This window comes from Serratia sp. NA_112.1 (genome assembly GCF_052691715.1).
Window position 1 is genome coordinate 447,930 of record NZ_JBQZFO010000001.1, and the last position, 25,104, is coordinate 473,033.

At 55.5% G+C, this 25,104-nt stretch carries 24 protein-coding genes; 18 read left to right on the top strand and 6 right to left on the bottom strand.

The window, feature by feature from the left end; translation table 11 throughout:
- Window positions 1-164 precede the first annotated feature (164 nt).
- From ACUTQ5_RS02245 to ACUTQ5_RS02310, 14 genes are all read left to right on the top strand, one after another.
- Window positions 165-689, top strand: a complete 525-nt coding sequence (locus ACUTQ5_RS02245) for a fimbrial protein (protein ID WP_445649888.1) — start codon at window positions 165-167, stop codon at window positions 687-689.
- A gap of 208 nt (window positions 690-897) precedes the next feature.
- On the top strand, window positions 898-1,443 hold the full coding sequence (locus ACUTQ5_RS02250) for a fimbrial protein (protein WP_445649889.1): 546 nt from the start codon (window positions 898-900) through the stop codon (window positions 1,441-1,443).
- 54 nt (window positions 1,444-1,497) lie between these two features.
- Window positions 1,498-4,044 (top strand): outer membrane usher protein, encoded by a 2,547-nt coding sequence (locus ACUTQ5_RS02255; RefSeq protein ID WP_445649890.1) that lies wholly within the window; start codon window positions 1,498-1,500, stop codon window positions 4,042-4,044.
- A 6-nt stretch (window positions 4,045-4,050) separates the two neighbouring features.
- Window positions 4,051-4,800 (top strand): fimbria/pilus periplasmic chaperone, encoded by a 750-nt coding sequence (locus ACUTQ5_RS02260; RefSeq protein ID WP_445649891.1) that lies wholly within the window; start codon window positions 4,051-4,053, stop codon window positions 4,798-4,800.
- A 29-nt stretch (window positions 4,801-4,829) separates the two neighbouring features.
- Complete coding sequence (locus tag ACUTQ5_RS02265; protein ID WP_445649892.1) at window positions 4,830-5,486, top strand: fimbrial protein; 657 nt, start codon at window positions 4,830-4,832, stop codon at window positions 5,484-5,486.
- A 10-nt stretch (window positions 5,487-5,496) separates the two neighbouring features.
- Window positions 5,497-5,997, top strand: coding sequence for a fimbrial protein (locus ACUTQ5_RS02270; protein WP_445649893.1), 501 nt, complete (start codon window positions 5,497-5,499; stop codon window positions 5,995-5,997).
- Window positions 5,998-6,011: 14 nt separating this feature from the next.
- Window positions 6,012-6,488, top strand: a complete 477-nt coding sequence (locus ACUTQ5_RS02275) for a fimbrial protein (RefSeq protein ID WP_445649894.1) — start codon at window positions 6,012-6,014, stop codon at window positions 6,486-6,488.
- A 14-nt stretch (window positions 6,489-6,502) separates the two neighbouring features.
- Window positions 6,503-7,030 (top strand): fimbrial protein, encoded by a 528-nt coding sequence (locus ACUTQ5_RS02280; RefSeq protein WP_445649895.1) that lies wholly within the window; start codon window positions 6,503-6,505, stop codon window positions 7,028-7,030.
- Entirely contained in the window at window positions 7,023-8,000 is a 978-nt protein-coding gene (locus tag ACUTQ5_RS02285; RefSeq protein ID WP_445649896.1) for a reverse transcriptase domain-containing protein, read from the top strand. Before ACUTQ5_RS02280 ends, ACUTQ5_RS02285 begins: the two co-directional genes overlap by 8 nt.
- 1,742 nt (window positions 8,001-9,742) lie before the next feature.
- Complete coding sequence (locus ACUTQ5_RS02290) at window positions 9,743-10,276, top strand: hypothetical protein (protein WP_445649897.1); 534 nt, start codon at window positions 9,743-9,745, stop codon at window positions 10,274-10,276.
- Window positions 10,277-10,578: 302 nt separating this feature from the next.
- Window positions 10,579-11,607 (top strand): fimbrial protein, encoded by a 1,029-nt coding sequence (locus ACUTQ5_RS02295; protein ID WP_445649898.1) that lies wholly within the window; start codon window positions 10,579-10,581, stop codon window positions 11,605-11,607.
- 81 nt (window positions 11,608-11,688) lie between these two features.
- A complete protein-coding gene (locus ACUTQ5_RS02300) occupies window positions 11,689-13,383 on the top strand; it encodes a Wzy polymerase domain-containing protein (RefSeq protein WP_445649899.1) in 1,695 nt (564 codons plus the stop codon).
- Entirely contained in the window at window positions 13,352-14,131 is a 780-nt protein-coding gene (locus ACUTQ5_RS02305) for a LuxR family transcriptional regulator (protein WP_445649900.1), read from the top strand. Before ACUTQ5_RS02300 ends, ACUTQ5_RS02305 begins: the two co-directional genes overlap by 32 nt.
- Before the next feature lie 65 nt (window positions 14,132-14,196).
- Entirely contained in the window at window positions 14,197-14,367 is a 171-nt protein-coding gene (locus ACUTQ5_RS02310; RefSeq protein WP_445649901.1) for a hypothetical protein, read from the top strand.
- An 80-nt stretch (window positions 14,368-14,447) separates the two neighbouring features.
- Here ACUTQ5_RS02310 and ACUTQ5_RS02315 read toward each other — a convergent pair whose 3' ends face one another.
- Window positions 14,448-15,209: an arylamine N-acetyltransferase family protein gene (locus ACUTQ5_RS02315; protein ID WP_445649902.1), complete on the bottom strand. Its 762-nt coding sequence runs from the start codon at window positions 15,207-15,209 to the stop codon at window positions 14,448-14,450.
- Window positions 15,210-15,284: 75 nt separating this feature from the next.
- Window positions 15,285-16,223 carry a LysR substrate-binding domain-containing protein gene (locus ACUTQ5_RS02320; protein WP_445649903.1) on the bottom strand — a complete coding sequence of 313 codons (939 nt, stop codon included), beginning with the start codon at window positions 16,221-16,223 and terminating at the stop codon, window positions 15,285-15,287.
- An 81-nt stretch (window positions 16,224-16,304) separates the two neighbouring features.
- On the opposite strand from ACUTQ5_RS02320, the gene ACUTQ5_RS02325 reads away from it, so the two are divergent.
- Entirely contained in the window at window positions 16,305-17,159 is an 855-nt protein-coding gene (locus tag ACUTQ5_RS02325) for an EamA family transporter (protein WP_445649904.1), read from the top strand.
- A 24-nt stretch (window positions 17,160-17,183) separates the two neighbouring features.
- Here the strand turns inward: ACUTQ5_RS02325 and ACUTQ5_RS02330 are convergent, their stop codons facing one another.
- On the bottom strand, window positions 17,184-18,083 hold the full coding sequence (locus ACUTQ5_RS02330) for a LysR substrate-binding domain-containing protein (RefSeq protein WP_445649905.1): 900 nt from the start codon (window positions 18,081-18,083) through the stop codon (window positions 17,184-17,186).
- Window positions 18,084-18,215: 132 nt separating this feature from the next.
- Between ACUTQ5_RS02330 and ACUTQ5_RS02335 the strand changes: the two genes are divergently transcribed.
- Window positions 18,216-18,797: a hypothetical protein gene (locus ACUTQ5_RS02335; protein ID WP_445649906.1), complete on the top strand. Its 582-nt coding sequence runs from the start codon at window positions 18,216-18,218 to the stop codon at window positions 18,795-18,797.
- Here ACUTQ5_RS02335 and ACUTQ5_RS02340 read toward each other — a convergent pair.
- Entirely contained in the window at window positions 18,794-20,092 is a 1,299-nt protein-coding gene (locus tag ACUTQ5_RS02340; RefSeq protein WP_445649907.1) for an oligosaccharide flippase family protein, read from the bottom strand. The genes ACUTQ5_RS02335 and ACUTQ5_RS02340 overlap by 4 nt on opposite strands.
- A gap of 154 nt (window positions 20,093-20,246) precedes the next feature.
- Between ACUTQ5_RS02340 and ACUTQ5_RS02345 the strand changes: the two genes are divergently transcribed.
- Window positions 20,247-21,101 (top strand): ATP-grasp fold amidoligase family protein, encoded by an 855-nt coding sequence (locus tag ACUTQ5_RS02345; RefSeq protein ID WP_445649908.1) that lies wholly within the window; start codon window positions 20,247-20,249, stop codon window positions 21,099-21,101.
- A 15-nt stretch (window positions 21,102-21,116) separates the two neighbouring features.
- Here the strand turns inward: ACUTQ5_RS02345 and ACUTQ5_RS02350 are convergent, their stop codons facing one another.
- Window positions 21,117-22,019, bottom strand: coding sequence for a LysR substrate-binding domain-containing protein (locus ACUTQ5_RS02350; RefSeq protein ID WP_445649909.1), 903 nt, complete (start codon window positions 22,017-22,019; stop codon window positions 21,117-21,119).
- Between the two features lie 111 nt (window positions 22,020-22,130).
- Between ACUTQ5_RS02350 and ACUTQ5_RS02355 the strand changes: the two genes are divergently transcribed.
- On the top strand, window positions 22,131-22,910 hold the full coding sequence (locus ACUTQ5_RS02355; RefSeq protein ID WP_445649910.1) for a HalD/BesD family halogenase: 780 nt from the start codon (window positions 22,131-22,133) through the stop codon (window positions 22,908-22,910).
- Between the two features lie 198 nt (window positions 22,911-23,108).
- On the opposite strand, the gene ansP is transcribed toward ACUTQ5_RS02355, so the two are convergent.
- A complete protein-coding gene (gene ansP, locus ACUTQ5_RS02360; protein ID WP_261095487.1) occupies window positions 23,109-24,572 on the bottom strand; it encodes an L-asparagine permease in 1,464 nt (487 codons plus the stop codon).
- Between the last annotated feature and the right edge of the window lie 532 nt (window positions 24,573-25,104).

The window sequence follows — 25,104 nt, forward strand, 5'->3', positions numbered from 1 at the left end:
TTTATTTTGCTGTTTGGTTTCTGGCGGGGGTATCATTTTCACATCGCCAAAACAGGGGGATAGCAAGATTCTCTGTAGTGGTGAACGTGAACAAATAAAGAGTGGCTGCGTAAGCACAAGGACTCTTTCTTTATTAAACTAATTGTATATATGGAATTAACACAATGAAACTGAACAAAATCATGCTGGCAGCCGTAATGACTCTGGGCACTATCTCTATGGCTAACGCCGCAAACCAGGGTTCCGGTACCGTGACCTTTAAAGGTTCTATCATTGATGCACCTTGCTCTATCGAACCAGGTAGCCTGGATCAGACCGTGAAGCTGGGCGCTATCGCCTCTGCACAGCTGAAAAACGGTGGCAAGTCTGTGCCGCAGGATATCCTGATCAAGCTGGTCGGTTGTGATGTGCAAACGGCTAAAGACGTGACCACCACTTTCAGCGGTACCGAGTCTGAAGCAGCGCCTGGCCTGTTGGCAATGAAAGGTACTGCACGCGGTGCCAGCATCGCCATCAACGACCTCGACGGTAAACTGCTGCCGTTGACCAAAGCCAGCAAGGCGCAAAAAATTGAAGACGGCCAGGCTACCCTGCGCTTCAGCGCACACCTGCAGGGCGACGGCGCATCGGCTGCCATCACCCCGGGCGAATTCAACTCTGTTGCTGACTTTACCCTGGCGTACCAATAAGCCCACGGCGATTAATTCGCACAGTTAATTGCATGCGGGGCTACCCGCATGCTGCTTATACCCTAAATAGTTCGAGTTGCAGGAAGGCGGCAACTGAGCGAATCCCGATGAGCTTACTCAAGTAAGTGATTCGGGTGAGTAAAGGCAGCCAACACACCTGCAACTTGAAGTATGACGGGTATATTAACGTGTTATGTGGGGAGAGGGTATGCATTTACAGCATGGCAAAAGGATATTGCACAGTGCGGTGTTCGTTAATCTGTTGCTGTGTTCCTCTTTGGTGCACTCTGCCAATCAGGGGCGTGGCGAGGTTACCCTGAATGGCAGGATTATCGCCTCCGCCTGCGCCATTGATACCGAAAGTGTAGACCAAACTATTACTATGGCGACATTGCCCGTCAGCCAGATTATTCGTGACGGCCAGGGCGAGTTGCATGAGTTTACTATTAAACTGGTGAATTGCACGTTAGAGAAATTCAACCCTGCGCTGGATGACTGGCGATATTTTACCGTGACCTTTGACGGCAGAGAAGATGCCGGGTTATTTGGTGTTGATGGCAACGCAAAAGGCATTGCTCTGCAAATATCCGATACGCGAGGGAATGTCGCCACACCGGGTATACCTATGGAAAAAAATGAAATTCAACCCGGCACCATGGCATTTAATTATGGCCTGCGGTTGATGGGAAATAATCAGGCAATGAAGGCCGGGAGTTATTATTCCACCGTGCGCTTTAAAATGGATTATTACTAAACCTGCCTGAATGCGGTAACTGCGAATTAAATAATTATTGATAAGGGTCTGCGGATGTCAACTACTCCGTCATATGGCTGTATAGGGAAAATACGACCGCGAATTTTGGGGCTGTTGATCGCCTTTATTCTGGCGGGGAATGCTGCCTGCGCCGCAGCTGCTGATATTGAATTCAATACTGACGTACTGGATGTGACGGACCGCGCCAATATTGACCTGGAACAGTTTTCTCGCGGCAACTTTATTATGCCCGGCGATTATCTGTTTGCCGTGCATATTAATAAACAGACATTAACCGATCAGCCGGTGGCGTATTACCCGCCGGACGACGATGCCAAAGGCAGTGAAGCCTGCATCACCCCGCAGTTGGTTGAACAACTGGGGTTAAAAGAATCGGCATTACTCAAATTGACCTGGTGGCACCAAAATCAGTGTCTGGATCCCCATAGCCTGGAGGGGATGGACGTGCGCGGCGATTTAGGCGCGGCGGCACTGTACCTGAATATTCCGCAGGCGTATCTGGAATATACCGCAGAAAACTGGGACCCGCCTTCGCGCTGGGACGAGGGGATCCCGGGTGTGCTGTTTGATTACAACCTGAATGCGCAAAGCCAGCGCCAGCAAAAGCAGGGCACACAGAGCTATAACCTCAGCGGCAACGGCACGTTGGGCGGCAACCTGGGGGCCTGGCGCCTGCGGGCCGACTGGCAATCGCGGCTGGATCACCAGGGCGGCTCGGGCGAGCCGACCCGCACCAGTTGGGACTGGAGCCGTTACTACGCCTACCGCGCACTGCCGAAGCTGGGCGCCAGGCTGACGATGGGCGAGGACTATTTAAACTCCGACATCTTCGACAGCGTGCGTTTTGCCGGTGCCAGCCTGGTGACCGACGACAACATGCTGCCGCCCAACCTGCGCGGCTATGCACCGGAGGTGACCGGGGTGGCGCGCAGCAACGCCAAGGTGATTATTCGCCAGCAAGGGCGCGTGTTGTACGAGACCCAGGTGGCGGCGGGGCCGTTCCGCATTCAGGACATCAACGACGCGGTCAGCGGCCAGCTGGACGTGCGGGTGGAAGAGCAGGACGGCAGCGTGCAGGAGTTCAAGATGGACACCGCCAGCATCCCGTACCTGACCCGGCCCGGCTCGGTACGTTACAAAGTGGCGGCCGGTCGGCCGGCGGACTGGGAGCACCACAGCGACGGGCCGATGTTCGGCACCGGCGAGTTTTCCTGGGGCGTGAGCAACGGCTGGTCGCTGTACGGCGGCGGCGTGGCGGGCGGCGATTACAACGCGCTGGCGCTGGGCGTGGGGCGCGACCTGATGATGTTCGGCGCACTGTCTTTCGACGCCACCCAGTCGCGCGCCAACCTGCCGCAACAGGGCACGTTGAGCGGCGGCTCATACCGCCTGAGCTATTCCAAGCGCTTTGACGACTACGACAGCCAGGTGACCTTTGCCGGCTACCGCTTCTCGGAGCGCAACTATATGTCGATGGGCGAATACCTGGATGCGCGCCGCGACGGTACGCGAACCAACAGCAGCAAGGAGATGTACACCATCACCTTTAACCAGCAGTTCCGCGATCTGGGGTTGAGTGCCTATCTCAACTACAACCACCAGACCTACTGGGACAGACCGGCGAATGACCGTTACAACCTGACGCTGTCGCGCTATTTCGACCTGGGGCGCTTCCGGAATATCAGCCTGTCGCTGACCGGTTACCGCAATAAATATAACGGCACCAACGACGACGGCATGTACCTGTCGCTGTCGCTGCCGTGGGGCAGCAACGGCTCGCTGAGCTATAGCGGCAGTTACAACCGCAACGATAACAGCCATCAGGTGGGGTATTACGACCGGCTCAATGAGCGCGACACCTACCAGGTGAGCGCCGGCACTGCGCGCAGCGGCGCGACCGCCAGCGGCTACTACAGCCACAGCGGCGATCTCAGCCAGGTGAACGCCAGCGCCAGCTACCAGGCCGGGCAGTACAGCTCGCTGGGGCTGTCGATGCAGGGCGGCGCGACCGCCACCCTGAAAGGGGCGGCGTTGCACCGCAGCAGCATCAGTGGCGGCACCCGCATGTTGCTGGATACCGACGGCGTGCCGGGGATCCCGATCCGCGGTTACAGCTCACCGACCCTGACCAACGCCTTCGGCAAAGCGGTGGTGGTGGACGTCGGCAGTTACTACCGCAACCAGTTCAGTATCGATCTGAACACGTTGCCGGAAAACGCCGAAGTCAGCCAGAGCGTGGCGCAGGCCACCCTGACCGAAGGCGCCATCGGCTACCGGCACTTCGAGGTGATCGCCGGCGAGAAAGCGATGGCGGTAGTGCGGCTGGCGGACGGTTCTGCCCCGCCGTTTGGCGCCACGGTGCGCAACGGCAAGCGGCAGGAGGTGGGCATCATCAATGACAACGGCGAAGTGTACCTGAGCGGCATCAACGCCGGGGAAGCCATGAGCGTGAGCTGGGGCGGCGCATCGCAGTGCGGCTTTACCCTGCCGCCGACGCTGTCGCCCAGCCAATTAACCAATCTGTTACTGCCTTGCGGCCCGATGGCCAACGGCAAGGCGTTAAACACTGTTAAAGAGTAGAGAGCAATGAAAACCAATAATCTAGTGACATTAATTGCCGGCGGCCTGGCGGGCCTGCTGTGCGCCCAACAGGCATCGGCCGCCATCGCGCTGGACCGCACCCGGGTGATCTTCAGCGGTGGCGACAAGTCGGTGAGCATGAGCATCAGCAACGAGAACAAGCAGCTGCCTTACCTGGCGCAGGGCTGGATCGAAGACGCCAACGGCAAAAAAATCACCAGCCCATTGACGGTATTGCCGCCGGTGCAACGCCTGGAGCCGGGGGCCAAAAGCCAGGTGAAGGTGCAGGGGTTGCCGGCCGCCAATACGCTGCCGCAGGATCGCGAAACGCTGTTCTACTTCAACCTGCGCGAGATCCCGCCGAAGAGCGACAAGCCGAATACGCTGCAACTGGCGCTGCAAACCCGCATTAAGCTGTTTTACCGGCCGAAGGCGATTGCGATAGCCAACCCGGAAGCCAGCGCGCCGTGGCAGGAAAAACTGACCCTGACCAAACAGGGCGACAGCTACCAGGTGAATAACCCGACGCCGTATTACGTGACGCTGGTTGACGCCAGTAGCAAAAAAGGCGGTGCCAGCGCACCGGGCTTCGAACCGCTGATGGTAGCGCCCAAGGGCAGTGCGCCACTGAAGGTCGCCGCCTCTGCGTTGGGTAACGCGCCGGTGCTGACTTACGTCAACGACTACGGCGGCCGCCCGCAACTGAGTTTTAACTGTAACGGTGCAAGCTGCCAGGCGGTGGCGGGCAGCAAGTAAGGCTCACTGACACAACAGGTGGATAAGCGATGCGAACAACATCCCGGCGATGGAACGGCGGCGGTTACCACCGCTATGAATGGTTATATGCCCTGGTGATTACCGCAGCGGCACTGATGGTGCCATTGTGCGTCTGCGCGATGCTGTGGCTGATGCCGTCAGCCCTGGCAGCGGACAACGGGCAGGTGGAAGGTGCCCACGGCGTGCTGCATGTGCGCGGCGAACTGACCGAAAGCGCCTGCCGGCTGGAGATGGCAAGCGCGTATCAGGCGGTGCAACTGGGCAATACGGCTACTGCGCAACTGGCGAAGGTGGGCGATCGTGGCGTGCCGGTAAATGTGCAGCTGCAACTGCGCGACTGCCTGCGCGGCCCGGCCGCCAACCGGGATCAGCGTACCGGCAACCTGCTGTGGAGCGCCCAGCAGCCGGCGGTATCGGTCAGCTTTATCGCCCCGGCGGATGCCGACAACCCGGAACTGGTGAAGGTGCACGGCGCTTCCGGGCTGGCGTTGCGCATGAGTGATGAGCGCGGCAGGGATATCCGCCTCGGCAGCCGGGGCGCGCCGTTGGCGCTGGCGGTGGGGCAAAACACGCTGAACTACCGCATTACACCAGAGCGCACCCGTGCGCCGTTGCTGCCCGGCGCCTATGCGGCGGTGGTGGATTTCCAGCTCAGCTATGACTAAGGGAATGGGCATGAAAGCAAGGTTAAAACGGTATTTGCCTGGCTGCGGGCTGGTGATGTTGGTGTCGTTGTACGGTCCGCTGGCACAGGCGGCCAGCACCACCATCAAGGTGACGGTGACCATCGTCGCGCCACCGCCGTGCGTGATTAACAACAATAACCTGATTGAAGTGAGTTTCGGCAACGACGTCATGACCACCCGCATCGACGGCAGCTACAAGAAACAGCCGGTGGTGTACTCGGTGGAGTGTAAAAACGCGCCGAAAAACGCGATGAAACTGCAAATTCAAGGGACCGGTGCCGGCTTTGACGCCGAGGTGCTGAAAACCAACAAGGACGCTCTGGGGGTGGCGCTGCTGCGCAACGGCAATCGGCAGCCGATCAACACCTGGGTGAATTTTACCTACCCTAATCTGCCAACGTTTGAGGCGGTGCCGGTCAAACAGGCCGGGGCGACGTTGAGCGGCGGGGCTTTCTCCGCCGGGGCGACCATGAAGGTGGAATACCAGTGAAAGGGGCTGAGGCAATGGCGCGATATGGCAGCATTTTTCTGTTAATGGCCCTCGGCGGCCCGGCCGTGGCGGCGGACAACATGAAATTTTCCGGCACCCTGATCGAACCGCCGCCGTGCACCATCAACGACGGCGGCGAGGTAGATGTGAATTTCGGCAACCGTGTCGGGGTGACCAAAGTGGATGGCGTTAACTATCTGCAACCGGTGAACTACCGGATCACCTGCAGCCCCGGTGCCGGGGCATGGAATATGACGCTGGAAGTGGTTGGTACCCCGGCGGATTACGACGAGGCGGCAGTTGAGAGCAACATGGATGACCTGGCTATCCGCCTGCTGCAAAACGGCAAGCGATTTACCCTCAATAAGCCGATCCCCATCAAGCTGAACGCGCCGCCAACGCTTGCGGCGGTGCCGGTCAAGCGACCGGGTGCAGCGCTGAAAGAAGGGGCGTTTGAAGCGACGGCTACCCTGCTGGCGGTGTACCAATGAGCCGGAGAATAGCCATGGTTAACAAGGTGGCCTGGTGCGCAACGGCGGCACTGCTGCTGTGCAGCCAATGGAGCCTCGCGGCGGAGAATATGCGCCTGCACGGCGCGCTGGTGGCGGAACCCTGTGTGATCCCGCCGGGTGATGAAACGGTGGTGCTGGATTTTGACACGGTGATCGACAAGTACCTGTATATGAACACCCGTACCCCCGGCCAGCCGTTCAAGCTGCATCTGGCGCAGTGCGATCTCAGTTTGGGTAAAACGGTCCGGGTGACCTTCAGCGGCACGGAAAGCGCGGCGCTGCCGGGGCTGCTGGCACTGAACGGTGCCAGCCAGGCCAGCGGCATCGCCATCGGCATGGAGACCCCGCAGGGCGAGCCGTTGCCGATTAACCGGCAAGGCAAGGCGCAGGCATTGGTGAGCGGGGCCAACATTCTGACGGCGCAGGCCTACGTGCAGGGTGAACCGGACGCGCTGAAGCATAAAGCCATCGAACGCGGGCCGTTCAGCGCGGTGGCGACCTTTAGCCTGGAATATGAATAACCACGCGGCGGCATGGCAAGCCGCCTGGCGCTGGCTGTGCCAACGTCGCCGCCATGCGCCGCCCAATGCCGACATCTGGCATTTGCGCTTTCACTGGGCGCAGCAAGGGGAACAGCTCTGGCAGCAACTGCAAAACGGGCGTTATCGCCTGGCACCGATGCAGGTGTTGCGGCGGGGTGGCCGCAGTTGGGTGCAGTGGTGTGCGCAGGATGCGCTGATATTGAAGTGGGCCGCGTTATTGGTGGAGCCGCTGTTGCCAAAACCCGCTCGTTGCATGCACTTGCGCGGGCATGGCGGTAGCGTGGTTTCGGCGGCGGAAGTACGGGTAGCCCTGGCCGGCGGAGAATACGCTTTTGTCTACCGAACGGATATTCGCGGTTATTACCGGCACATCCGTAAACAGCAGGTGATCAGTCAACTGAAATGGCATGTGGCCGACCCGGTATTGTTTGATGTGATTCAGCAATACGTGCACTACAGCGTAGAAGATGGCGGTGAGTTTTATACCCCGCCCAACGGCATCTGCCGGGGTTGCGCGCTGAGCCCGTTGATTGGCGGCAGCTTGTTGCATCACGTAGATAATTATTTTAATGCGCAGGAGGGCCTGTGGTATGCGCGATATATGGATGACTTTTTGCTGTTTACCCGCACCCGCTGGCAACTGCGGCGCAGCGTTAAGCGGCTGCATGAATTTTTTGACCTGGGCGGCTTTGAAACCCACCCGGACAAAACCCAACTGGGCAGGATTGCACAGGGTTTTGACTGGCTGGGGGTATGGTTTACCCCCACGGGGGCCACCATAGCGCCCAGAGCGCTGGAAAACCATCGTGCACGACGCGCGCGGCTTTACGAGCAAGCTCGCAGGCAGAAGCTGTCGAAGGCAGAGACTGAGTTGCGAGTGCGGACGTACGAGGCACGGTGGACATTATGGGCACGGAGGATGTTGGGGAATAATTTCGATTGTCAATGACATACGAATTAATTAATCACATCCGGCACTCACTATAGGTCTAAGGTGCTCGACCTGCCCGATTTTCTCATACCATACAACGGTGGCACTGCCATGACCAGAAAAACACAATATACTCTTCTCTCCCTGATCCTCGTGATATGTGGGTACTCGACACCGACGTGGTCGGTCCTCTGGCCTGTTGCGACAGAGGCCAAGATCGTATCGTGCAAGGACGGCCCCCAGGGGGCTTGTAGTGGGGCCGTCATGTACTCGGGGCAAATTGCACTGATTGAGTCCGGAGTCCCACGGATTACCCGTCCAGACTCGGAGGAAGCTTTCGCCCTGTATGGTCTTCATTGCGAATATGGGGGGCCTGGTCTCAGATTCTCGGGCTGCAAATGGACAAACAACAACGAACACCGTCCTACCATGAGCAAACAATGTAAATTTCGCAACCGAAAACTGGCGGACTGGTCTATTCGGGATCCCTCCGCGTGCACGTTTGGGACTACATGGGGCGCACACGCAGGGGCTGGCCCGGGCGGAGAATGTGTGATGGCGGGTGTACTCTGGGGTGGTGGACTACACACACCCTACGGAGATATCTGGCCCGACGTCGCGGCAAACGCGGGGTCCCGTTTTTGTATCAAATCCTCTCCTCCGTCGACCCGATGTTCGGTCGGGACTCTCGACCTGGCTGATCACGGCGTGTTGCAGAATGGGGCTTGGTCTGAACGCGTCCGAACTACGGCGATCGACTGTGGGGGGAGTCCCAAAGTCGAAGTGGTGGGGGCAGATGAGTTCAACCTCGCACCGGGGGTTCTGGCGTCGGTCAAAACACACGTCGTCGGGGACTCGCAGCTGCAAGTCACCACGCGCGTGGCCGCGTCAACGGGAGAGCCGGGTATGTATTCGGGGACGGTGGTGATCGCGGTCTCTCCGAATTGACTGTGGATGCGTTCACCCCTATGGGTCAATAGACAACGATCACGACGTACAGCTCTCCGTGCTACGGTGATGCCGTGATAGCTCCCGGAGTGAACCCTCTGCTGCACAGGACTTGGGGGGGCCTGTTGTTTACGGCGGGATGGCAATTGGGGCGCGGGGCGAGTCAATATGCTGTCTTGGCAATAGTCCCGTGCTCGGGCGATGTGAAAAATAATCCGTTGACCCTGTCCACAATGGCTGCGGGGTGGTGGGGGCCCGACGGAAATCGTGATGTAGTGTCCAATTCGATTTGGTGTGCGTGCGAGGAGTGCAATCCCCCCTTGTAACCAAGGTGTGCTTCGAGCCGGACGGCGGTTAAGAACCAGGCGTGTGATGCCGATAGCAAATTAGCTGTTGCGCTGATCTTCTCTTCGCCCGGCGGCGGGCTTGGTTGAGAGTAATACCGCTCTGGATCTGGGTAACGGTGCGTATTTTAGTATTAAGGACCAGGAAAGGAAAATCGCCTTCGAAACGCCAGGCAAGTTTTGGGATAACGTGCAAAGCGGCAATCAGCAGACCGTCACTTCAAACCTAACTTAGCGCTGTGGAGGTATTAAAGATGGGTGTGGCCGGGAAAAGTATCGTGTTGTACGGTAATTCTCGTTAAGTTTTACAATAGCCGATATTTTCAAAATCACAATGGCGTTATTGGTATACCCGTCATACTTCAAGTTGCAATGCTTTGACTAGGGGATTCTCAGACCTGCCGCCTTCCTACAACCCGAATTGTTTTGGGTGTAGCGCCATTTTTTTATAATATTGCCAGGTTTTTTATGATATTCGATCGTGTTTTTTTCTTATTTATATTTTTGCTTTTTATTCCGCTGGCTATATATATCCCCAACCCCGGCGGGGTTGGGTTGGCGCTGCCATTTAATTTGCTGGTCTACGCAGGAACGGCATTATTAATGGGCGTTTGCTGGCGGGCAACACCGTTGCGCCGGATGGTGATAACGCCGACCTGTCGCGCCATATTTGTTGCATGTTCAGTGCTGGCGCTGCCGCTGATTTTTACCCGGCCCGAACGGCAAAGTGCCGCCGTTTGGCGGTTGGATGGTTTATTCACCGGGGCGGCGTTCTATTTCACCTGGCTGCTGATGCGCATGTCCGCACGCCAGCCCCATGCGATGTTGTATGTGATTTTATCGGCGGCTGCGGTCCAGGCGTTAATCGTGCTGTTGCCGCTGTTTGCGCCAGCGATTGCACAATACTGGGTCACTCCTGCATGCTCACATGTATTCGGTATTTTCCAGCAGCCCAACGCGAGCAATATTCGCCAACTGGGGTTCCGACCCTATCGAGGTTAAGCGTAAAAATGGTGAATGCCTGCCAATAACGCGTTTTTATTAATTTGAGTCTGAAAGCCACAGACAGGAGAAATATCGGTAACTGGAAAGTCAGGGTAATGCGTTTATTCAGATAATGAATGAAGGATTGATCTGCGGACAATCGCTCCGTAGACAGTATTGGTAGGAATGTAGTTAAAATAATAACATGTATGATTCGATTGTTTCTTTATTTTCATCCAGGGTCTGTGATTTAACCTAACGTGAGCATGGTATCAGCGGGTATTTCCTTAGGGAGCTGCAACGCGTGTTCACGGCGGTTCGTGGTTTCGGGCCGCAGGTTTTTGGACATTCGGCGCTTACGCGCCGATGTGAATAAAACCACTGGAGATAGCGTGATGAAAATAGGGAAGAGGGTTATTGCTCATTTGGGGTTGTGTGGTGTTTTATTGGCCTGCGGCCGGGGAGTACTGGCGCTGGAATGTCATCTTGATAGTGAGAATGGCATCACCGAAGAAAGCGAAAATATCGGTACTTTGACCGTGGCCGCAGATTTGCCGTTAGGTAGCCGTCTATGGACGTCAAGAATTATGACGCGCAACGTAGTGTGTTGGGCTGAAGGCAGCACCAAGGGCGAGTGGGTTTATTTCTATGGTAACCCGGTGGGGGATGTGGTGCGCCCCGGCATTGGTATGGGGTTGATTTATAACGATGCGGATCTCGGTATCGTCAAGGCCGGCAGCAAGCTGCAAACCGACATGTGGCGCTTGAAAAACAAACCGGAAAAGGGGCAGGTCAAATATCAAATTTATTTGGAGAAAACCGGCGAAATAAAAGAGGGAGGCAATGATAGGGTGGCTGTGTTCCAACTGGATGGGGTGGGGGGCATTAACCCTACACAGGGGAAAAATTACCGCTATATCTTGCAAGGGATGGCGGGAATCAAAGTCTCGAACTGTTCGGTTACCATCAATGTGCCGCGTGAAATTGATTTTGGCGTTATCTCATCGGTTACGGCACCGGGATTGATCGCCACCAAACCCTTGAGCGTGACGGCGGTTAAGAGCCAGGCTTGCGATGCCGGCAGCAAATTAGCTGTTGCGCTGATCTTCTCTTCGCCCGGCGGCGGGTTGGTGGAGAGTAATACCGCTCTGGATCTGGGTAACGGCACTTATTTTAGTATTAAGGGCCAGGCAGGGAGAATCGCCTTCGAAACGCCAGTCAAGTTTTGGGATAACGTGCAAAGCGGCAGTCAGCAGACCGTCACGTATCAAACCGAACTTAGCGCGAAGGAGGTATTAAAGATGGGCGTGGCGGCTAAAAGCATCGTGCTGTACGCCAATTATCGTTAAGTTTTACGCTTAGCCGATATTTTCATAATCACAATGGCGTTATTTCTAACGCCATTTTTTTATAATATTGCCAGGTTTTTTATGATATTCGATCGTATTTTTTTCTTATTTATATTTTTGCTTTTTATTCCGTTGGTGATATATATTCCCAACCCCGGCGGTATCGGATTGTCGCTGCCATTTAATTTGCTGGTCTACGGCGGTGCGGCCCTATTAATGGGTGTTTGCTGGCGGGCAACACCGTTGCGCCGGATGGTGATAACGCCGACCTGTCGCGCCATATTTGTTGCATGTTCAGTGCTGGCGCTGCCGGTGATATTTACCCGGCCCGAATGGCAAAGTGCCGCCGTTTGGCGGCTGGCGGGCTTATTTGCCGGAGCGGCGTTCTATTTCACCTGGCTGCAGGTGCGCATGACCGCACGCCAGCGCCATGCGGTGTTGTATTTGATTTTATCGGCGGCGGTGGTGCAGGCGATAATGGGGGGAGTGCAGCTGTTTGCGCCTCAGCTTGCTCAATTCTGGGTGCCCGCAAACGGTGGGCGCGCTCTGGGGATTTTTCAGCAGCCCAACGTCACTGCCAGTTTTATCGCGACCGGATCCGCGCTGGCACTGGCGGCGTTTGTGTTGCCTGGCTTTCAGCTCTCAACGTTGGGGGCTGAACGCTGGCGCCGCCGTGCGCTGGCTGCGGCGTTGGTGCTGTTGCCGATGCTGCTAGTGTGGTTGCAATCCCGCACCGGTTGGCTGGCAGGCGTTTTGGTGTTAGGCGCAGTTCTCCTGTGCTTTGGCCGCCGTTATCCGCGGGCTGTAACGATTGCTTCAGTACTGGTTGTGAGCGGTGTCATCGCCGCAACCATGGTGCTGTGGTTGGGGAGCGATATGCGTTACACCAGTCATACTGGCTCCAATCAGGCGCGCTTCGCGATGCTGAGCTCTACGTTGGCGATGATCGCCGAAAAACCGATCCTTGGCTGGGGGTACGGCGGCTTCGAATACAACTTTCAACACTTTCGTCTGGCGCAAGGTTTATCCACGCATGGCGTGGGGATTGCTCGTCACCCACATAACGAATTGCTGTTGTGGTGGGTGGAAGGGGGCATGGTCGCGCTGCTGGGTATGCTGCTGTTGGTGTGGGCGGGCTTCAAGCTGGCAGCCCGTGCCTGCTGGCATGACCAGCGGACTTCTGCCTGCGGCAAAACATCGGCGGGCGAGGCGCTGGCATTGTGTGTGGCGCTGCTGCCGATTGCGCTGCATAGCCAAACCGAATACCCGTTTTACCTGTCGGCACTGCACTGGCTGGTGTTCCTGCTGCTGCTGGCAATGCTCGATCGGCTGGTCGGTCCGCGCCTTGGCTCCGGTACGGGGTTAAAACGCTGGCGGCTGCCGATGCTGGCCCTGTCACTGGCGGCGCTGTTCGTGATGGTGGCCGGGTTTTACAGCGGGCAGGTATTGACCCAGGCGGAACGCGGCGGGTTGCAGGAGATGCGGCAGGTGGACGCCTTGCCGGGCTGGGCCAGCTGGATGCATGACGATCGGCTGGAGTTTGATCGCCAGTTGGCAGGCTTGCTCGCCTTTAACCGAACGCGTGACGAGCAGCGGCTGGAAACCTATGCCCAGTGGGCGCAGCGTTATCTGAATCACCGCATTGATAAAAACGTTTACGCCAACCTGTTGGTTATCTTGTATCAACAGCAACAATATGTTCGGGCCGATGAACTGCGGTATGAGGCGGCGTTATTGTTTCCTCATGACAGGCGGTTTGCGCGTTCAAGCTTCTGACGGCAATAGGCGTATACCCTTCATACTTGATGCTGCATTTTTGTTGGCTGCGTCTGTTCGCCTAGGTCACATAGTTATCTATGCTCCCAGGGTCTTGCAGACTGGCCGCCTCAATGCAACTCCAATTATTTTGGGTATAGATCACGGTCTACCCCAGATATCTGTTTTACTCTCTAGCGTGTTTATTGATATGAAAAAAATATTATTGATGAGTCAATGCCAGTTCACGAGGCTGGCATTAAAGGCCGTGTTTGAAAATAAAACAGGCTATGAAATGGCATTTATTGGGCCGGATTATTTTAGCGGGGGTGATGTTGGTCAGGCGATAGTGTTAATTCATATTACCGATGACGACTACCCAACCATTTTACCCTTGCTAAGGAGTCCTCATTTTTGCGGACATCGGGATATCATCTTCATTGCGCAAAAGCGGGTTATCGCGATCATGGAATATTTATCCATGAAAACGCTCAGGTTTATCGAGGAGGATGCAGGCGTTGAGGTGTTTGAACGTGAAGTCATAGAAGGAGGAGATTTTTCTGGCCCTAAAGGCAATCGTGAGGTTTTATCTTTTATTGAATATAATGTTCTGAAACTTACCTTGTCAGGTTTGAGTCCAACTACCATTGCCTTCAGAACAAGCAAGAGCATAAAAACCATCAGCAGCCAAAAAATCAACGCGCTGAAGAAGTTGGGTTTAGATAACACCCCCTATTCGTTAGTCAAGTTGTCGAAGATATTTAATTAATTTTATACCGGAAGTCTGCTGTCTGAGTGGCGGTGGATGGCATTTTATTATTGAAGGATATGAATATGTTAAGAAATCAATGGGTGACGCAAAAGTCTCGTGAAATGGCGCTGCACTATATTGCACACGCCGGGGTAGTGTATTCACCAGAGGAATTTATAAAAAAGGTGAGTGAAATGGAAAGCGTGTTTGCGCGCATTTTATTAGCTGAAAAGAATGGAAAGCCTGGCGCATAACCTGAACACTCTTCATCTGTAGCACTATTAGTGCGCAGCTATTTAGCGGATGAAGTGCTTCATCCGCCGCGGTGGTATTCTCAACTTTCTAGATCAATCCCAAAATAACGCATCAGCGCTGCACGCCGTTCATCTTCGGAATGCAGCGTCGATTCATGGCGCTGGTGATCTTCGGTGATGATCAGTTTGTTCTCGCTGAGGGTCACCCGGCCATTTTCCGTTGGCCGCGAGCACACCAGCCGCTGGGTAAAATGCGACTGTGGCGAGGTGCTGTGGTAGTGGCACATGCCGTCGAATTCACTCGGCTCACGGGCTTGCAGGGTAAAGCGGTACAGGGTTTTGGCATGCGAGCGGTGATCACCGTTTCTGCGCTCCAGGTAATAGGTCTCGCCTTCCTGTTCTAAATGGAAGGTGCCGCTGGTCTGCGGTTGCTGCTCGGTGGTGGTGATCTTCAGCGGCGTCAGGAACGAGTCGCCAAACCCCACGTCCACCAGATACGGCTGATCCAGCGCCACCTTCAGCGCCATATGGTCGAAGGGCGCGCCGAAGCTGCCGTCGCGGGCGCGGATCTCGCCGGAAATAAACTGCACGTTAAAACCGATGTCCTGCAACAGCAGAGCAAACAGCCGGTTCAGCTCATAGCAAAAGCCGCCGCGGTTGCGTTCGACAATTTTATTAAACAGCGCTTCTTCTTCCAGATGGATCCCCTGCTGATAAATAATGCTCAGGTTTTCAAAGGGGACCTTCAGCATATGGCCGTGGTGTAACTGTTGCAGCGTCGCAAGGTCGGGCTTGGGGATGCCTGCGAATCCAAGATGTTGCAGGTAGCGTTGTCTGTCCACGGCTTATCTCACAGCAGAAAAATTGAACATAAAATAGTTGGGTTTGGCAAAGTTGTGAGGGCAATAAGTGCTATGTCAGAACGCCGGGGGTTTGCCTGCCACTTGCAGCAGGAGATTGACCCAGCGACGGGTGGTGGTGCTAACGAACGCGCTGTCCGCCCAGCACAGACGATATTGATAGGCGCAAGGTAGTTGCCCGTGCTCGCCAAACACCGGCACCAGCTTGCCTGCGGCTAATGCATCCTGCGCGACGGCCAGGCTGCCGAGTACGATGCCGTTACCTTCTATCGCTTCCTGCAGGGCATGGCCGACGCTGTTAAAGGTGAGAATACCGCGCGGTGCCGTGGTGCCTTCGCCAAAGGCGGCGAACCAATCTTGCCAGCCGGCGATGCCGATCTTCTGCCCGTCCTTCCAGGGCGAGTGGATCAACTGCGACAGCGCCAAATCGGCGGCCGTGATACGGCTGGGATGTGCGGCGAGAAAGGCCGGGCTGGCTAACGGCGCAAAGGCATCGGCGAGCAACTCGCGGGAGTGCGGTGGCGGGTTGGCCGCTGGGCTATAACGGATGGCAATGTCCGCCTCGCCATTGGCCAGGTCACGCAGGCTTTCATTGGCATCCAGCACCAGTGAAACATCAGGATCGGCACGGCGCAGTGCCGGCAGGCGTGCAGCCAGCCAATGGCTGGCAATGCCCAGCGTGCAGGTCAGCTTCAGCGTTTGCTTTTGTTCTGGCCGGACGCGATCGCTGGCTTTTTGCAGCAACGTCAGTGCGCGGGTCACGTCGATAGCCAGTTGTTTGCCGGTGTCGTTGAGTGCTACCGCGTTCCCCTTGCGGTGAAACAGCTCGACGCCCAGCTCGTTTTCCAGATGACGTATCTGGCGGCTGACCGCTCCCAGCGTGACGTTCAACTCTTCCGCTGCCTCGGTAAAACTGGCGCAGCGCGCCGCTACCTCGAAAGTATGCAAGGCTTTCAGGGAGGGCAGGCGAGGTTGAGCATTCAGCTTGAGTTTCATTCAACCATATTGCCAATCTATCGATGTTCCACAAGTGATTTTTTGCTTACTTTTAGGGCAAATATTTGACGGGAGTATCGCGTGGACATTGTGATGGGGCTGGCCGCCGCGCTGTGCTGGGGGGGCACGGATTTTTTGGTCGGTATCAACGCCCGATCGGTGGGGGTGCGCAGGGCGGTATTTTTTTCGCAGGCGATTGGCTTTGTGATTTTTACGGCCTTATTACCGGCAACGGCGGTTCCTGTCTTTGCGACTTCCGGCATGGTTTGGGGGCTGGCATTGCTGGCCGCTGCCCTGATCGTCGGCGGTTCACTGGCGTTGTCACAGGCCTTCGCTATTGGCAAGGCGGCGATGGTGGCCCCTCTGGTCACCAGCTACGGTGCGGTTACCACGCTGTTGTCGTGGCTAAGTGGTGAACCTTTGGGGGGGCTGACGCTTACGGGGCTGGTTATTTGTTTGCTGGGGGTGATGCTGACCGCCGTCAGCCCTGCTCGGCAGCCGGACAACTCTTCGTCGGCCTTACCGGCGATGGCTTTCGCGCTGATCGCCGCAGGCTGTTATGGCACCGGTTTTTGGCTACAGGGGAAATACACGCTGCCGGTGCTGGGGCCGAGTGTCAGCCTGTGGCTCGGCTATACGCTGGGGTTAACGGCCCTGCTGGCGCTGAGCGCTAACCGGCGTGCATTGCTGGCACGTCCAGGCTGGCGGCAGGGCGGGCTGTTGCTGGCTGCCAGTTTGCTCAATCTGGGTGGCTTTAGCGCCTTTGCCGTAGGGGCCGATGGCGGATCGGTGGCTGTGGTAACGGTGCTGAGCACCCTGTCTGGCGGCATTGCTGCGCTGCTGGGTGCCTTGCTGCTGCGTGAGCGGCTTGCCGCCATACAGTGGCTGGGTGTGTTAACGGTCTTGGCCGGTGCCGTGGTACTGCATTGGCATTAAGCTCCAGGCTCAGTCAATAAGTCCTTACTCCAGCGTACCGGGGTGCATATTTTTCTGCATCCAGTGGCGTAATGACACGACGTCGGGGCGTTCGGCAGTGTCTTCCAGCGCCACCAGATAATAATTCGCACCGGGCAAAGACAAATCGAAAGGCGCCACCAGCATTTTGCGTTTTATCAAATCTTCTGCCAGCAACTTACTGGCAATAACCACCCCTTGCCCTGCCACGGCGGCCTGCAACGCATGGGTTTCATCGCTAAAATACAGGCCTCTGGCAATATTCAGGTTCTCCGGCCCGTAACCTTGCCGCCAGTGTTTCCAGTCAGGATTTTCAGCAGGCACATGCCTGTTCTCGACGTGAAACAGCGTCGTGCGATGCAGGTCATTCAGGGTATTCAAGGCCAGTGCCGGGCTGGCAACCACGATAAACCGATCTTCATATAGCAAGGTACTGTGAAGGCCCATTTCCGCGGTTTCACGATAACGTATTGCCACGTCGACGGTACGCTGCGTTAAGTCGACGCTTTGCACGCTGGTATGCAGGTGTAAATCAATCTCGGGAAATTGTGCCTTAAAGCTTTCAAGGCGCAGCACCAACCAATTGGTCAAAAAGTTCGAGGTGGTGGTAATGGTCAGCGCCGGAGGTTGTCTGGCCTGATCAATTTTTTTTACCGACTCTTCCAGGGCGGTAAAGGCGGATTGGGTGCCCGTATACAGCAAGTGTCCGGCCTCGGTCAACTTCACTCCCTGCGCGTTGCGTTCGAATACGCGGCACTCCAGCATGGATTCAATCAAACGGATTTGATGGCTGACAGCGGTGGCGCTGACATTCAGTTGCCCGGCAGCCTGCTTGAAGCTAAGACAATCGGCCACCGCATGGAAGGCGCGCAGTGCGCCCAGAGGCGGTAAACGGGAAGATTTCATGATGAGTTATTTTCATCCATGGGTGAAAACTCTGACTTTGATTGCCTGATTATATATGCGATAGGCTCAACATACCTCCTTGTAAGGATGAAATAAATTTTCTATCGCCGCTTTTATATAGTGAGGATCATTATGAGCACGTCTCCTTTATCCGTCCCTTTTGCCGCGTCTGCGCAACAGCAGGCACAAACCAATGCGGGTATTCTTTTAGTCAGTGGGCTGGTCGCGCAAGTTGCACTGTTACTAAAACTCTATGTGCTGGAGAACCCGCTGCAGCTGATCGCTTTGCTGGCATGCCTTGGTATTGCCTTTGTTTTGGCCATATTTTTAATGCAGCTGAAAGTGTTCCAGAGCAAAAGTCGCCTGAGCCTGGTACGCCATGGGTTTGTCATCAGTGCCGTCGGCACCTTGCTGCTGATCCTGGTCTTGCATGGTCTGCCAAACGAGCTGCAGCTGTTTTCGGCAATGGCGATTTCCGGCCTGGGTCAGGGAATGGTTTACAGCGCCGCGATACGTCGAGGCACTAACAGCGACGGCCATGCTCTGCGCCGACGCGCGTTGCTGATTGCAGGGAGTGTCCTTACGGTTGCGGCTGTCCTGCTGATCCAATCGAGTTTTAGCGGAGTAACGGGGTTTCCCTACGCTTTTGCCATGTTGATTGACCTGTCGCTGCTTGCGGCCTTGTACGTAAGGGTGGTCGAGCTGGAGAGCTAGCCGTGGGTATGGCTAACCGGTCGCCGGATATAGGTCAAAGGATTCAGCGAGCGCAGGTGCATCTGCAATACGGTGCCACGGCGGAAGAAGTAGTTGAGGAGAGTCAGCGACAACAACTCGGTCAGCAGGGTGCTGTAGGCCGCGCCCATCATGCCGTATTGGCGGATCAGACAGTATGACAGCGGAATATTGATGATAAATACCAGGAACATCTTCTTCGACAAGAAGCCGTAGCCGGAGAAAATCACAATGTATTTGTAGGCCAGAGTACCCAGAGCGGAAAGCAGGGTGGCAACTGCCAACACCCCCATCGCCGGGTAAGCCGCTAAATACTGCTCGCCGTACAACAGCACAATCACCGGTTTACCGAGCAAAAAGATGCCGGCGACGATCGCGGCGGCAATCGCCAGCACCAGCCCATTAAGTTTGGCGGCGGTGCGCATGGCGTCATCACGCTGATAAGCGAATATTTTGGCGAAAAACGAGGTGATAGCCGCGTCGGTGACAAACATCCAGGCGGTGGCCAGCGTAATGGCAACGGAGTAAATGCCCAGCGCTTCGGCGGAGACGAACCACATCAGGAACAGCTGCGCCAGCCGGGTGTAGATGGCGATGGAGACATTGGAGACCGCCAGGGGCAGGCCGCTGGCGAGCAGATAGCGCACGTATTTGCGGCGAACGCGAGCTGGTGCGACAAAGCGCGGATTACGGCGGTGATAGATATGGTGGCGGATCAGATAGGGGATCAAATAAACCATCACGATCGGGATCGCCAGGTAATACAGGTGCAGATCAAAATAAACGATCAGATAACGCACCAGCAGCGCACTGCCCAGGCCGCTGACGTTGGCCAGCGTATTGAAGCGCGACTCCAGCCGGGCATCATGATAGATGGTAAAGACGTCTCTGAGTGAGAAGAAGCTGGCGACAAAGGTGGCGGCGCAAAAGTAGAAGGTGATGAAATCTTCCCGTAGCCCGGTGTAAATCAATATTGCCGCCGAGAACAACACAAAGCAGCCCTGACGCAGCCGGTTGGTGGAAAACATCAAGGCAGTTCCCGAGGCCGGGTTGCGGCTAATCCGCTTGAACAGCACGGTATCAGAACCCAGCAGTGCCAGCGTTTGAGTAATGGCGAAAATCGCGGTGGCAAAGGTGATTTTGCCAAAGCTTTCCGGGCCGATATATCTCGCCATATAGGCGGTGATAAAAATGACGCCAAGGATAGACACCATTTTTTCGGATATCATCCAAAACGCATTTCTCACGATCTTGATATCTATGAATTTTAATTTCATGGGGACTTTCCCTGTCGCACCTTATAATAGGAATCATCCGATTATTTCCTTACCCTCTGTAAGGAATGACTCACAGGGTTTTATAATTAAGATGCAATAATCGGAATGTCAGCAGTATTTATCCCTATGCTAGATTCATGGAAGAAAGAGAAGAATGAGAAAACTCGCAAAACGACTCTATCGGGCCGCGCCCGATTTTATCTATTATCAAGTCAGCCACTACCTTTCCCATGGTGCCTGGATTAACTTCAAACACCCCAAGACATTTTCAGAGAAAATTTATCGGAGAATGCGCTACCCATGCCGTGATTTCAGTATGTTAGCGGACAAGGTGGCAGTCAGAGACTATATTGCACAGCGGGTATCGGAAAAGTACCTAACCCCCATCATTATGATTCGCGATAATTTCACAGAAAAAGATTACCTTTCCTTGCCTCAATCTTTTGTTATCAAGACTAATAATGCCTCGCAACAGGTCAAGATAGTCAAAGATAAAAGCGAAGTTACTTTCTCCGATATTGAGAAAATTCTTAACGAATGGTCTGAAATAACCTACTGGAAAAGGTTTCGTGAAAAACACTACGCTAATATCCCGCAGAAGATTATCGTCGAACAGCTATTGGATATTGAAACGGCAGGTGAATTGATTGACTACAAGGTGCATGTTTTTAACGGTAAACAGGCTTATTTATTCGTAGAGCTGTTGCGTGGCGGACCTGAGCCGACTTCATTGGAATTTTTAGACGAGCATGCTCATCACTGTTTCTTTACCCAAGCGGATATCCCGCAGGTCAATACTCTGTATGAAAAACCGGCGTTCTGGCATGAAATGATCCGGGTAGCGAAAGCCGTTGCGGCAGACTTGGACTATTGCCGCGTCGACTTCTACCTCACCCGCGAGCAAATCTACATTGGTGAACTGACGCTGACCCCCGGTGCCGGCAACGAGGTTTACCTGCCGGGTGCGACCAACCTGCTGCTGGGCGAGATGATGTCCAAAATCGGCTAGTGGCTGCTGTAGCCTTTAGCGGTCACTGTCCACTGGCGCGATGCTTTGCAGCCACCTGAGAAATTCGGCCGCTTTGGGTTTTTCCAGCGTGCGCTGTGGATACACCAGGTAGTAAGGCTTGCTGAGCGACAGTATAGGTTCTGCCAGCGGCACCAGCGTCCCTTTGGCCAGTTCGCGCTGGATCAACCTCTGTTGGCCGAGCAAAATGCCGTGGCCCTCGACCGCGGCGTCAATCGCCAGTGAGGTCAGGTTGTAGGTCAGGCCACGCCGCTGTGGCGGCGGCAACCCGGCGGCACTGAACCAGTCATGCCAGCCCGGCAGGAACTGACTTTCCTTGCCCCAATCCACATGGATCAGCGGCTGTTGGGTCCAGTCGCCGCAGGCCTGCAATTGTGGGCTGCAAACCGGTTGTACGCAGTCCTGAAACAGCCGCACCTTTTCCAGTAGCGGGTAGCCCTGATCGCCAAAACACAGGGCAAAGTCCGCCGCGGAAGCGGCGAAATCGACTTCGGCATGGGTGGCGTGCAGGCGGATATCCACCTGTGGATGCCGGGCCAACCAATCGCCGATCGCCGGGTTCAGCCATTTTGACGCCAATGCCGGCAAGGCGAATACCGTTAGCGTTTCCTTGCCCCGCTGGCGATCGACATGCTGTTGTGCCACGCGCAACGTTTCGAAGGCCTGATGCACGTAGGCCAGGTAGTCCGTTCCCTGTTCGGTCAGCGTCACGCCGCTTTTAGCGCGGATAAACAGTACAATACCCAGCTGTTGCTCAAGCTGGCGGATCTGTTGGCTGACGGCGGCGGCGGTCAACGCCAGGTGATCTGCTGCTTTGGCCAGGCTGCCGGTGCGGGCGGCGGTTTCAAATGCCAGAATGGCGCTCAGTTTGGGCAGACGAGGACGGGAAGTTGGGCTCATGGTGGCTATCACTAAGAATTGGTTGGCTCATCCTTAACGTATTTTTGTTATTACGGCAATCCGGCTTTCGCTACAGTGGGTTATCCGGCCGCTATGCCTAAGGAGTCTCTGATGCAGCCACTCGCTCATATCGTTGATTTATCCGCCAACCCGATTGGTGATCCGGCCTTTCAGGCACAATGCAAAGCTACGCTGGATACGGCGGGAGCGTTGGTGCTGCCGCGCTTTCTGACGGCGGCGGCGCTGGCGACTATCCGTCTGGAAGGGGCGGAGCACAGCCATGCGGCGTTTTATGCCGCCAGCAAGCATAACGTCTACCTCAGGCCGCAGGATGAAACTCTGCCGCCGGATCATGCACGCAACCGGCTGGTGGTCTCGTCCAAGGGCTGCATTACCGATGAGGATATCCCACAGCAATCGCCGCTGCGCACACTGTATGACGCGCAACCGTTCCGCGATTTTCTCTGCGCGGTGTTGGAAGAACAGTGTCTGTATCCCTACGCCGATAGTCTGTCTTCGATCAATCTGCACTATGCCCATCATGGGCAGGAACTGGGTTGGCATTTCGATAACTCGTCGTTCGCCATCACGCTGTTGATCCAGAAACCGCAGGCCGGTGGGCGCTTTGAATATGTGGAAAACCTGCGCGATGCCGACCGCGGCGAGATGAATTACGCCGGGGTTTCCCAGGTGCTGGACGGTGAACGAGCGGTGAAGCCGTTGGCGATGGAAGAGGGGGATTTGGTGCTGTTCCGTGGCCGCAACGCCATGCATAGGGTCACGCCGACCGAAGGTGACATCACCCGGATGCTGGTGGTGCTGGCTTATAATGCGCAGCCGGATATCGCGCTGTCGGAAAGCGCCAGAATGACCTTTTACGGCCGGGTATAGGGGAGTAAAACTGCCCCGGTTGGGGCAGTTAGGTTGCTGACAAAGCAGGAAAAAGCGTGGTTTTTCCTGCTTTGTGGTGATCGGCCGAAAATCAATAAATTGATTTTCCTGATTTTTATTTATCGACCTCTACTCGCTCTGGGTAGGAATGAGGTTTGTCATCAGTCTGACTGCCCCGGTTGGGGCAGTTTTAAAAACTCAGTGATGGGCTTCTTCGTGCGCCTGCTGTTCCAGTTTCACTTCCTGCGCACGCTTGCGCAGGCCGAACCAGCCCAGCACCAGCAACACAACCAGCACCGGAATGGTTGCAATGGTCCAGGTGCCGTTCGGGTAGTCAAACGCCATCATGACCACCACCGCCAGCAGGAACGCCAACGTCAGCCAGGAGGTGACCGGTGCGCCAGGCATCTTGAAGGTCACCGGCTTGGCACGACCTTCACGCACCGCCTTACGCAGACGCATCTGGCAGACGATGATAAAGGCCCAGGAGCTGATAATGCCCAGCGAAGCGATGTTCAACACGATCTCAAACACCTGTGAAGGCACCAGATAGTTCAATATCACCCCGAGCACGTAGATACCGCAGGTCACCAAGATCCCGGCGTAAGGCACCTGCTGGCTGCTCATTTTGGCCATAAATTTCGGCGCCGAGCCGCCCATCGACAGTGAACGCAGAATGCGGCCGGTGGAGTACAGGCCCGAGTTCAGACTGGAGAGTGCGGCGGTCAGCACCACAATATTCATGATAGTGCCGATATAAGGCACGCCCAGTTTGCTGAAGAAGGTGACGAACGGGCTTTGGCCTGCCTGGTAGGCGTTCCACGGCAGCAGCAGCACCAGCAGCACCACCGAGCCAACGTAGAACAGACCGATGCGCCAGATAACGCTGTTGATAGCTTTCGGCAGCATTTTGGCCGGATCCTTGCACTCGCCGGCGGCGGTGCCGATCAGCTCAATCCCGGCGAAGGCGAAGATTACCCCTTGCACCAGCACCAGTGCAGGCAGCAGGCCATGCGGGAACATGCCGCCGTTTTCGGTAATCAGGTGCAGGCCGGTGGTGTTGCCCGCCACCGGGGTGCCGGTGCCGAGAAACACCACGCCGACCACCAGGAACAGCGCGATGGCGACCACCTTGATCAGGGCGAACCAGAACTCCATTTCGGCGAACCACTTCACGCCGATCATGTTCATGGTGGCGACCACCCCGAGGGCGCAGAGGGCAAACAACCACTGCGGCACATCGGCAAAGGTACCCCAATAGTGCATATACAGCGCTACTGCTGTGATGTCGACGATGCCGGTCATCGCCCAGTTGAGGAAATACATCCAGCCGGCGACGTAAGAGGCTTTTTCACCGAGAAACTCGCGGGCGTAAGAAACAAAGCTGCCGCTGGTAGGGCGGTGCAAAACCAGTTCGCCCAATGCCCGCAGGATGAAGAAAGAGAAGATACCGCAAACCAGATACACCAATGCCAGCGCCGGCCCTGCCAGTTCCAGCCGGCCGCCGGTGCCGAGGAACAGGCCGGTGCCTATTGAACCGCCGATGGCTATCATTTGAATCTGCCGGTTGCCCATGCTTTTGTGATAACCGGATTCGTGAGAGTCTAACCAACGTCTTCTGGCTGCATGTTGCTCATGCGCCGATTTTTTTTGTGATTGCATCGTTCGTCCTGTTTTACCCGTCTGTAAAATTATCCTGCCCCAGCTTCGGAGCAAACGATTGCTACGAACAACCGTGATGAGAATGAGGTCATGGCATCATTCTGTTGTTTATACCCGTCATACGTGAAGCTGCATCTGCGTTAGCTACGTTTGCTCACCCCAGTCACTTACCTGAGTAAGCTCTTGGGGATTTACAAACTTGCCGCCTTGATGCAACTCCAATTATTTAGGGTAGATACCCGTCGTGTTTCGATCTTCAGCAATGAAATTCATAGCGTATATTATATGAACAGCTGCCGTTAAATAACGGCGAGGCATGCTACCTTTTCTCTGGAAATGTGGCAAAAAATCCTGCGTATAAATCGTGAATAATTGTGTTTATTTTTTGTTCTGTATACAAAAGATCATATTATTCAATAAGATGATTGATTTTATCAAGACGAAAATAACGAGGAATAAAAAGTGATGAAAATCACATAATAATAATTACCGTGCGAAATACAGGGGATTTTGCTTATTTATTCGCGATGAG

What these genes read in the sequence shown, in the direction of transcription:
- ACUTQ5_RS02250 (WP_445649889.1), top strand. Translation starts at nt 898, where the DNA reads ATGCATTTACAGCATGGCAAAAGGATATTGCACAGTGCGGTGTTCGTT.
- ACUTQ5_RS02340 (WP_445649907.1), bottom strand. Translation starts at nt 20,092, where the DNA reads ATGAAATTAAAATTCATAGATATCAAGATCGTGAGAAATGCGTTTTGG.
- ACUTQ5_RS02245 (WP_445649888.1), top strand. Translation starts at nt 165, where the DNA reads ATGAAACTGAACAAAATCATGCTGGCAGCCGTAATGACTCTGGGCACT.
- ACUTQ5_RS02275 (WP_445649894.1), top strand. Translation starts at nt 6,012, where the DNA reads ATGGCGCGATATGGCAGCATTTTTCTGTTAATGGCCCTCGGCGGCCCG.
- ACUTQ5_RS02270 (WP_445649893.1), top strand. Translation starts at nt 5,497, where the DNA reads ATGAAAGCAAGGTTAAAACGGTATTTGCCTGGCTGCGGGCTGGTGATG.
- ACUTQ5_RS02345 (WP_445649908.1), top strand. Translation starts at nt 20,247, where the DNA reads ATGAGAAAACTCGCAAAACGACTCTATCGGGCCGCGCCCGATTTTATC.
- ACUTQ5_RS02305 (WP_445649900.1), top strand. Translation starts at nt 13,352, where the DNA reads ATGACAGGCGGTTTGCGCGTTCAAGCTTCTGACGGCAATAGGCGTATA.
- ACUTQ5_RS02320 (WP_445649903.1), bottom strand. Translation starts at nt 16,223, where the DNA reads ATGAAACTCAAGCTGAATGCTCAACCTCGCCTGCCCTCCCTGAAAGCC.
- ACUTQ5_RS02335 (WP_445649906.1), top strand. Translation starts at nt 18,216, where the DNA reads ATGAGCACGTCTCCTTTATCCGTCCCTTTTGCCGCGTCTGCGCAACAG.
- ACUTQ5_RS02265 (WP_445649892.1), top strand. Translation starts at nt 4,830, where the DNA reads ATGCGAACAACATCCCGGCGATGGAACGGCGGCGGTTACCACCGCTAT.
- ACUTQ5_RS02330 (WP_445649905.1), bottom strand. Translation starts at nt 18,083, where the DNA reads ATGAAATCTTCCCGTTTACCGCCTCTGGGCGCACTGCGCGCCTTCCAT.
- ACUTQ5_RS02260 (WP_445649891.1), top strand. Translation starts at nt 4,051, where the DNA reads ATGAAAACCAATAATCTAGTGACATTAATTGCCGGCGGCCTGGCGGGC.
- ACUTQ5_RS02350 (WP_445649909.1), bottom strand. Translation starts at nt 22,019, where the DNA reads ATGAGCCCAACTTCCCGTCCTCGTCTGCCCAAACTGAGCGCCATTCTG.
- ACUTQ5_RS02355 (WP_445649910.1), top strand. Translation starts at nt 22,131, where the DNA reads ATGCAGCCACTCGCTCATATCGTTGATTTATCCGCCAACCCGATTGGT.
- ACUTQ5_RS02300 (WP_445649899.1), top strand. Translation starts at nt 11,689, where the DNA reads ATGATATTCGATCGTATTTTTTTCTTATTTATATTTTTGCTTTTTATT.
- ACUTQ5_RS02285 (WP_445649896.1), top strand. Translation starts at nt 7,023, where the DNA reads ATGAATAACCACGCGGCGGCATGGCAAGCCGCCTGGCGCTGGCTGTGC.
- ACUTQ5_RS02290 (WP_445649897.1), top strand. Translation starts at nt 9,743, where the DNA reads ATGATATTCGATCGTGTTTTTTTCTTATTTATATTTTTGCTTTTTATT.
- ansP (WP_261095487.1), bottom strand. Translation starts at nt 24,572, where the DNA reads ATGCAATCACAAAAAAAATCGGCGCATGAGCAACATGCAGCCAGAAGA.
- ACUTQ5_RS02255 (WP_445649890.1), top strand. Translation starts at nt 1,498, where the DNA reads ATGTCAACTACTCCGTCATATGGCTGTATAGGGAAAATACGACCGCGA.
- ACUTQ5_RS02280 (WP_445649895.1), top strand. Translation starts at nt 6,503, where the DNA reads ATGGTTAACAAGGTGGCCTGGTGCGCAACGGCGGCACTGCTGCTGTGC.
- ACUTQ5_RS02310 (WP_445649901.1), top strand. Translation starts at nt 14,197, where the DNA reads ATGTTAAGAAATCAATGGGTGACGCAAAAGTCTCGTGAAATGGCGCTG.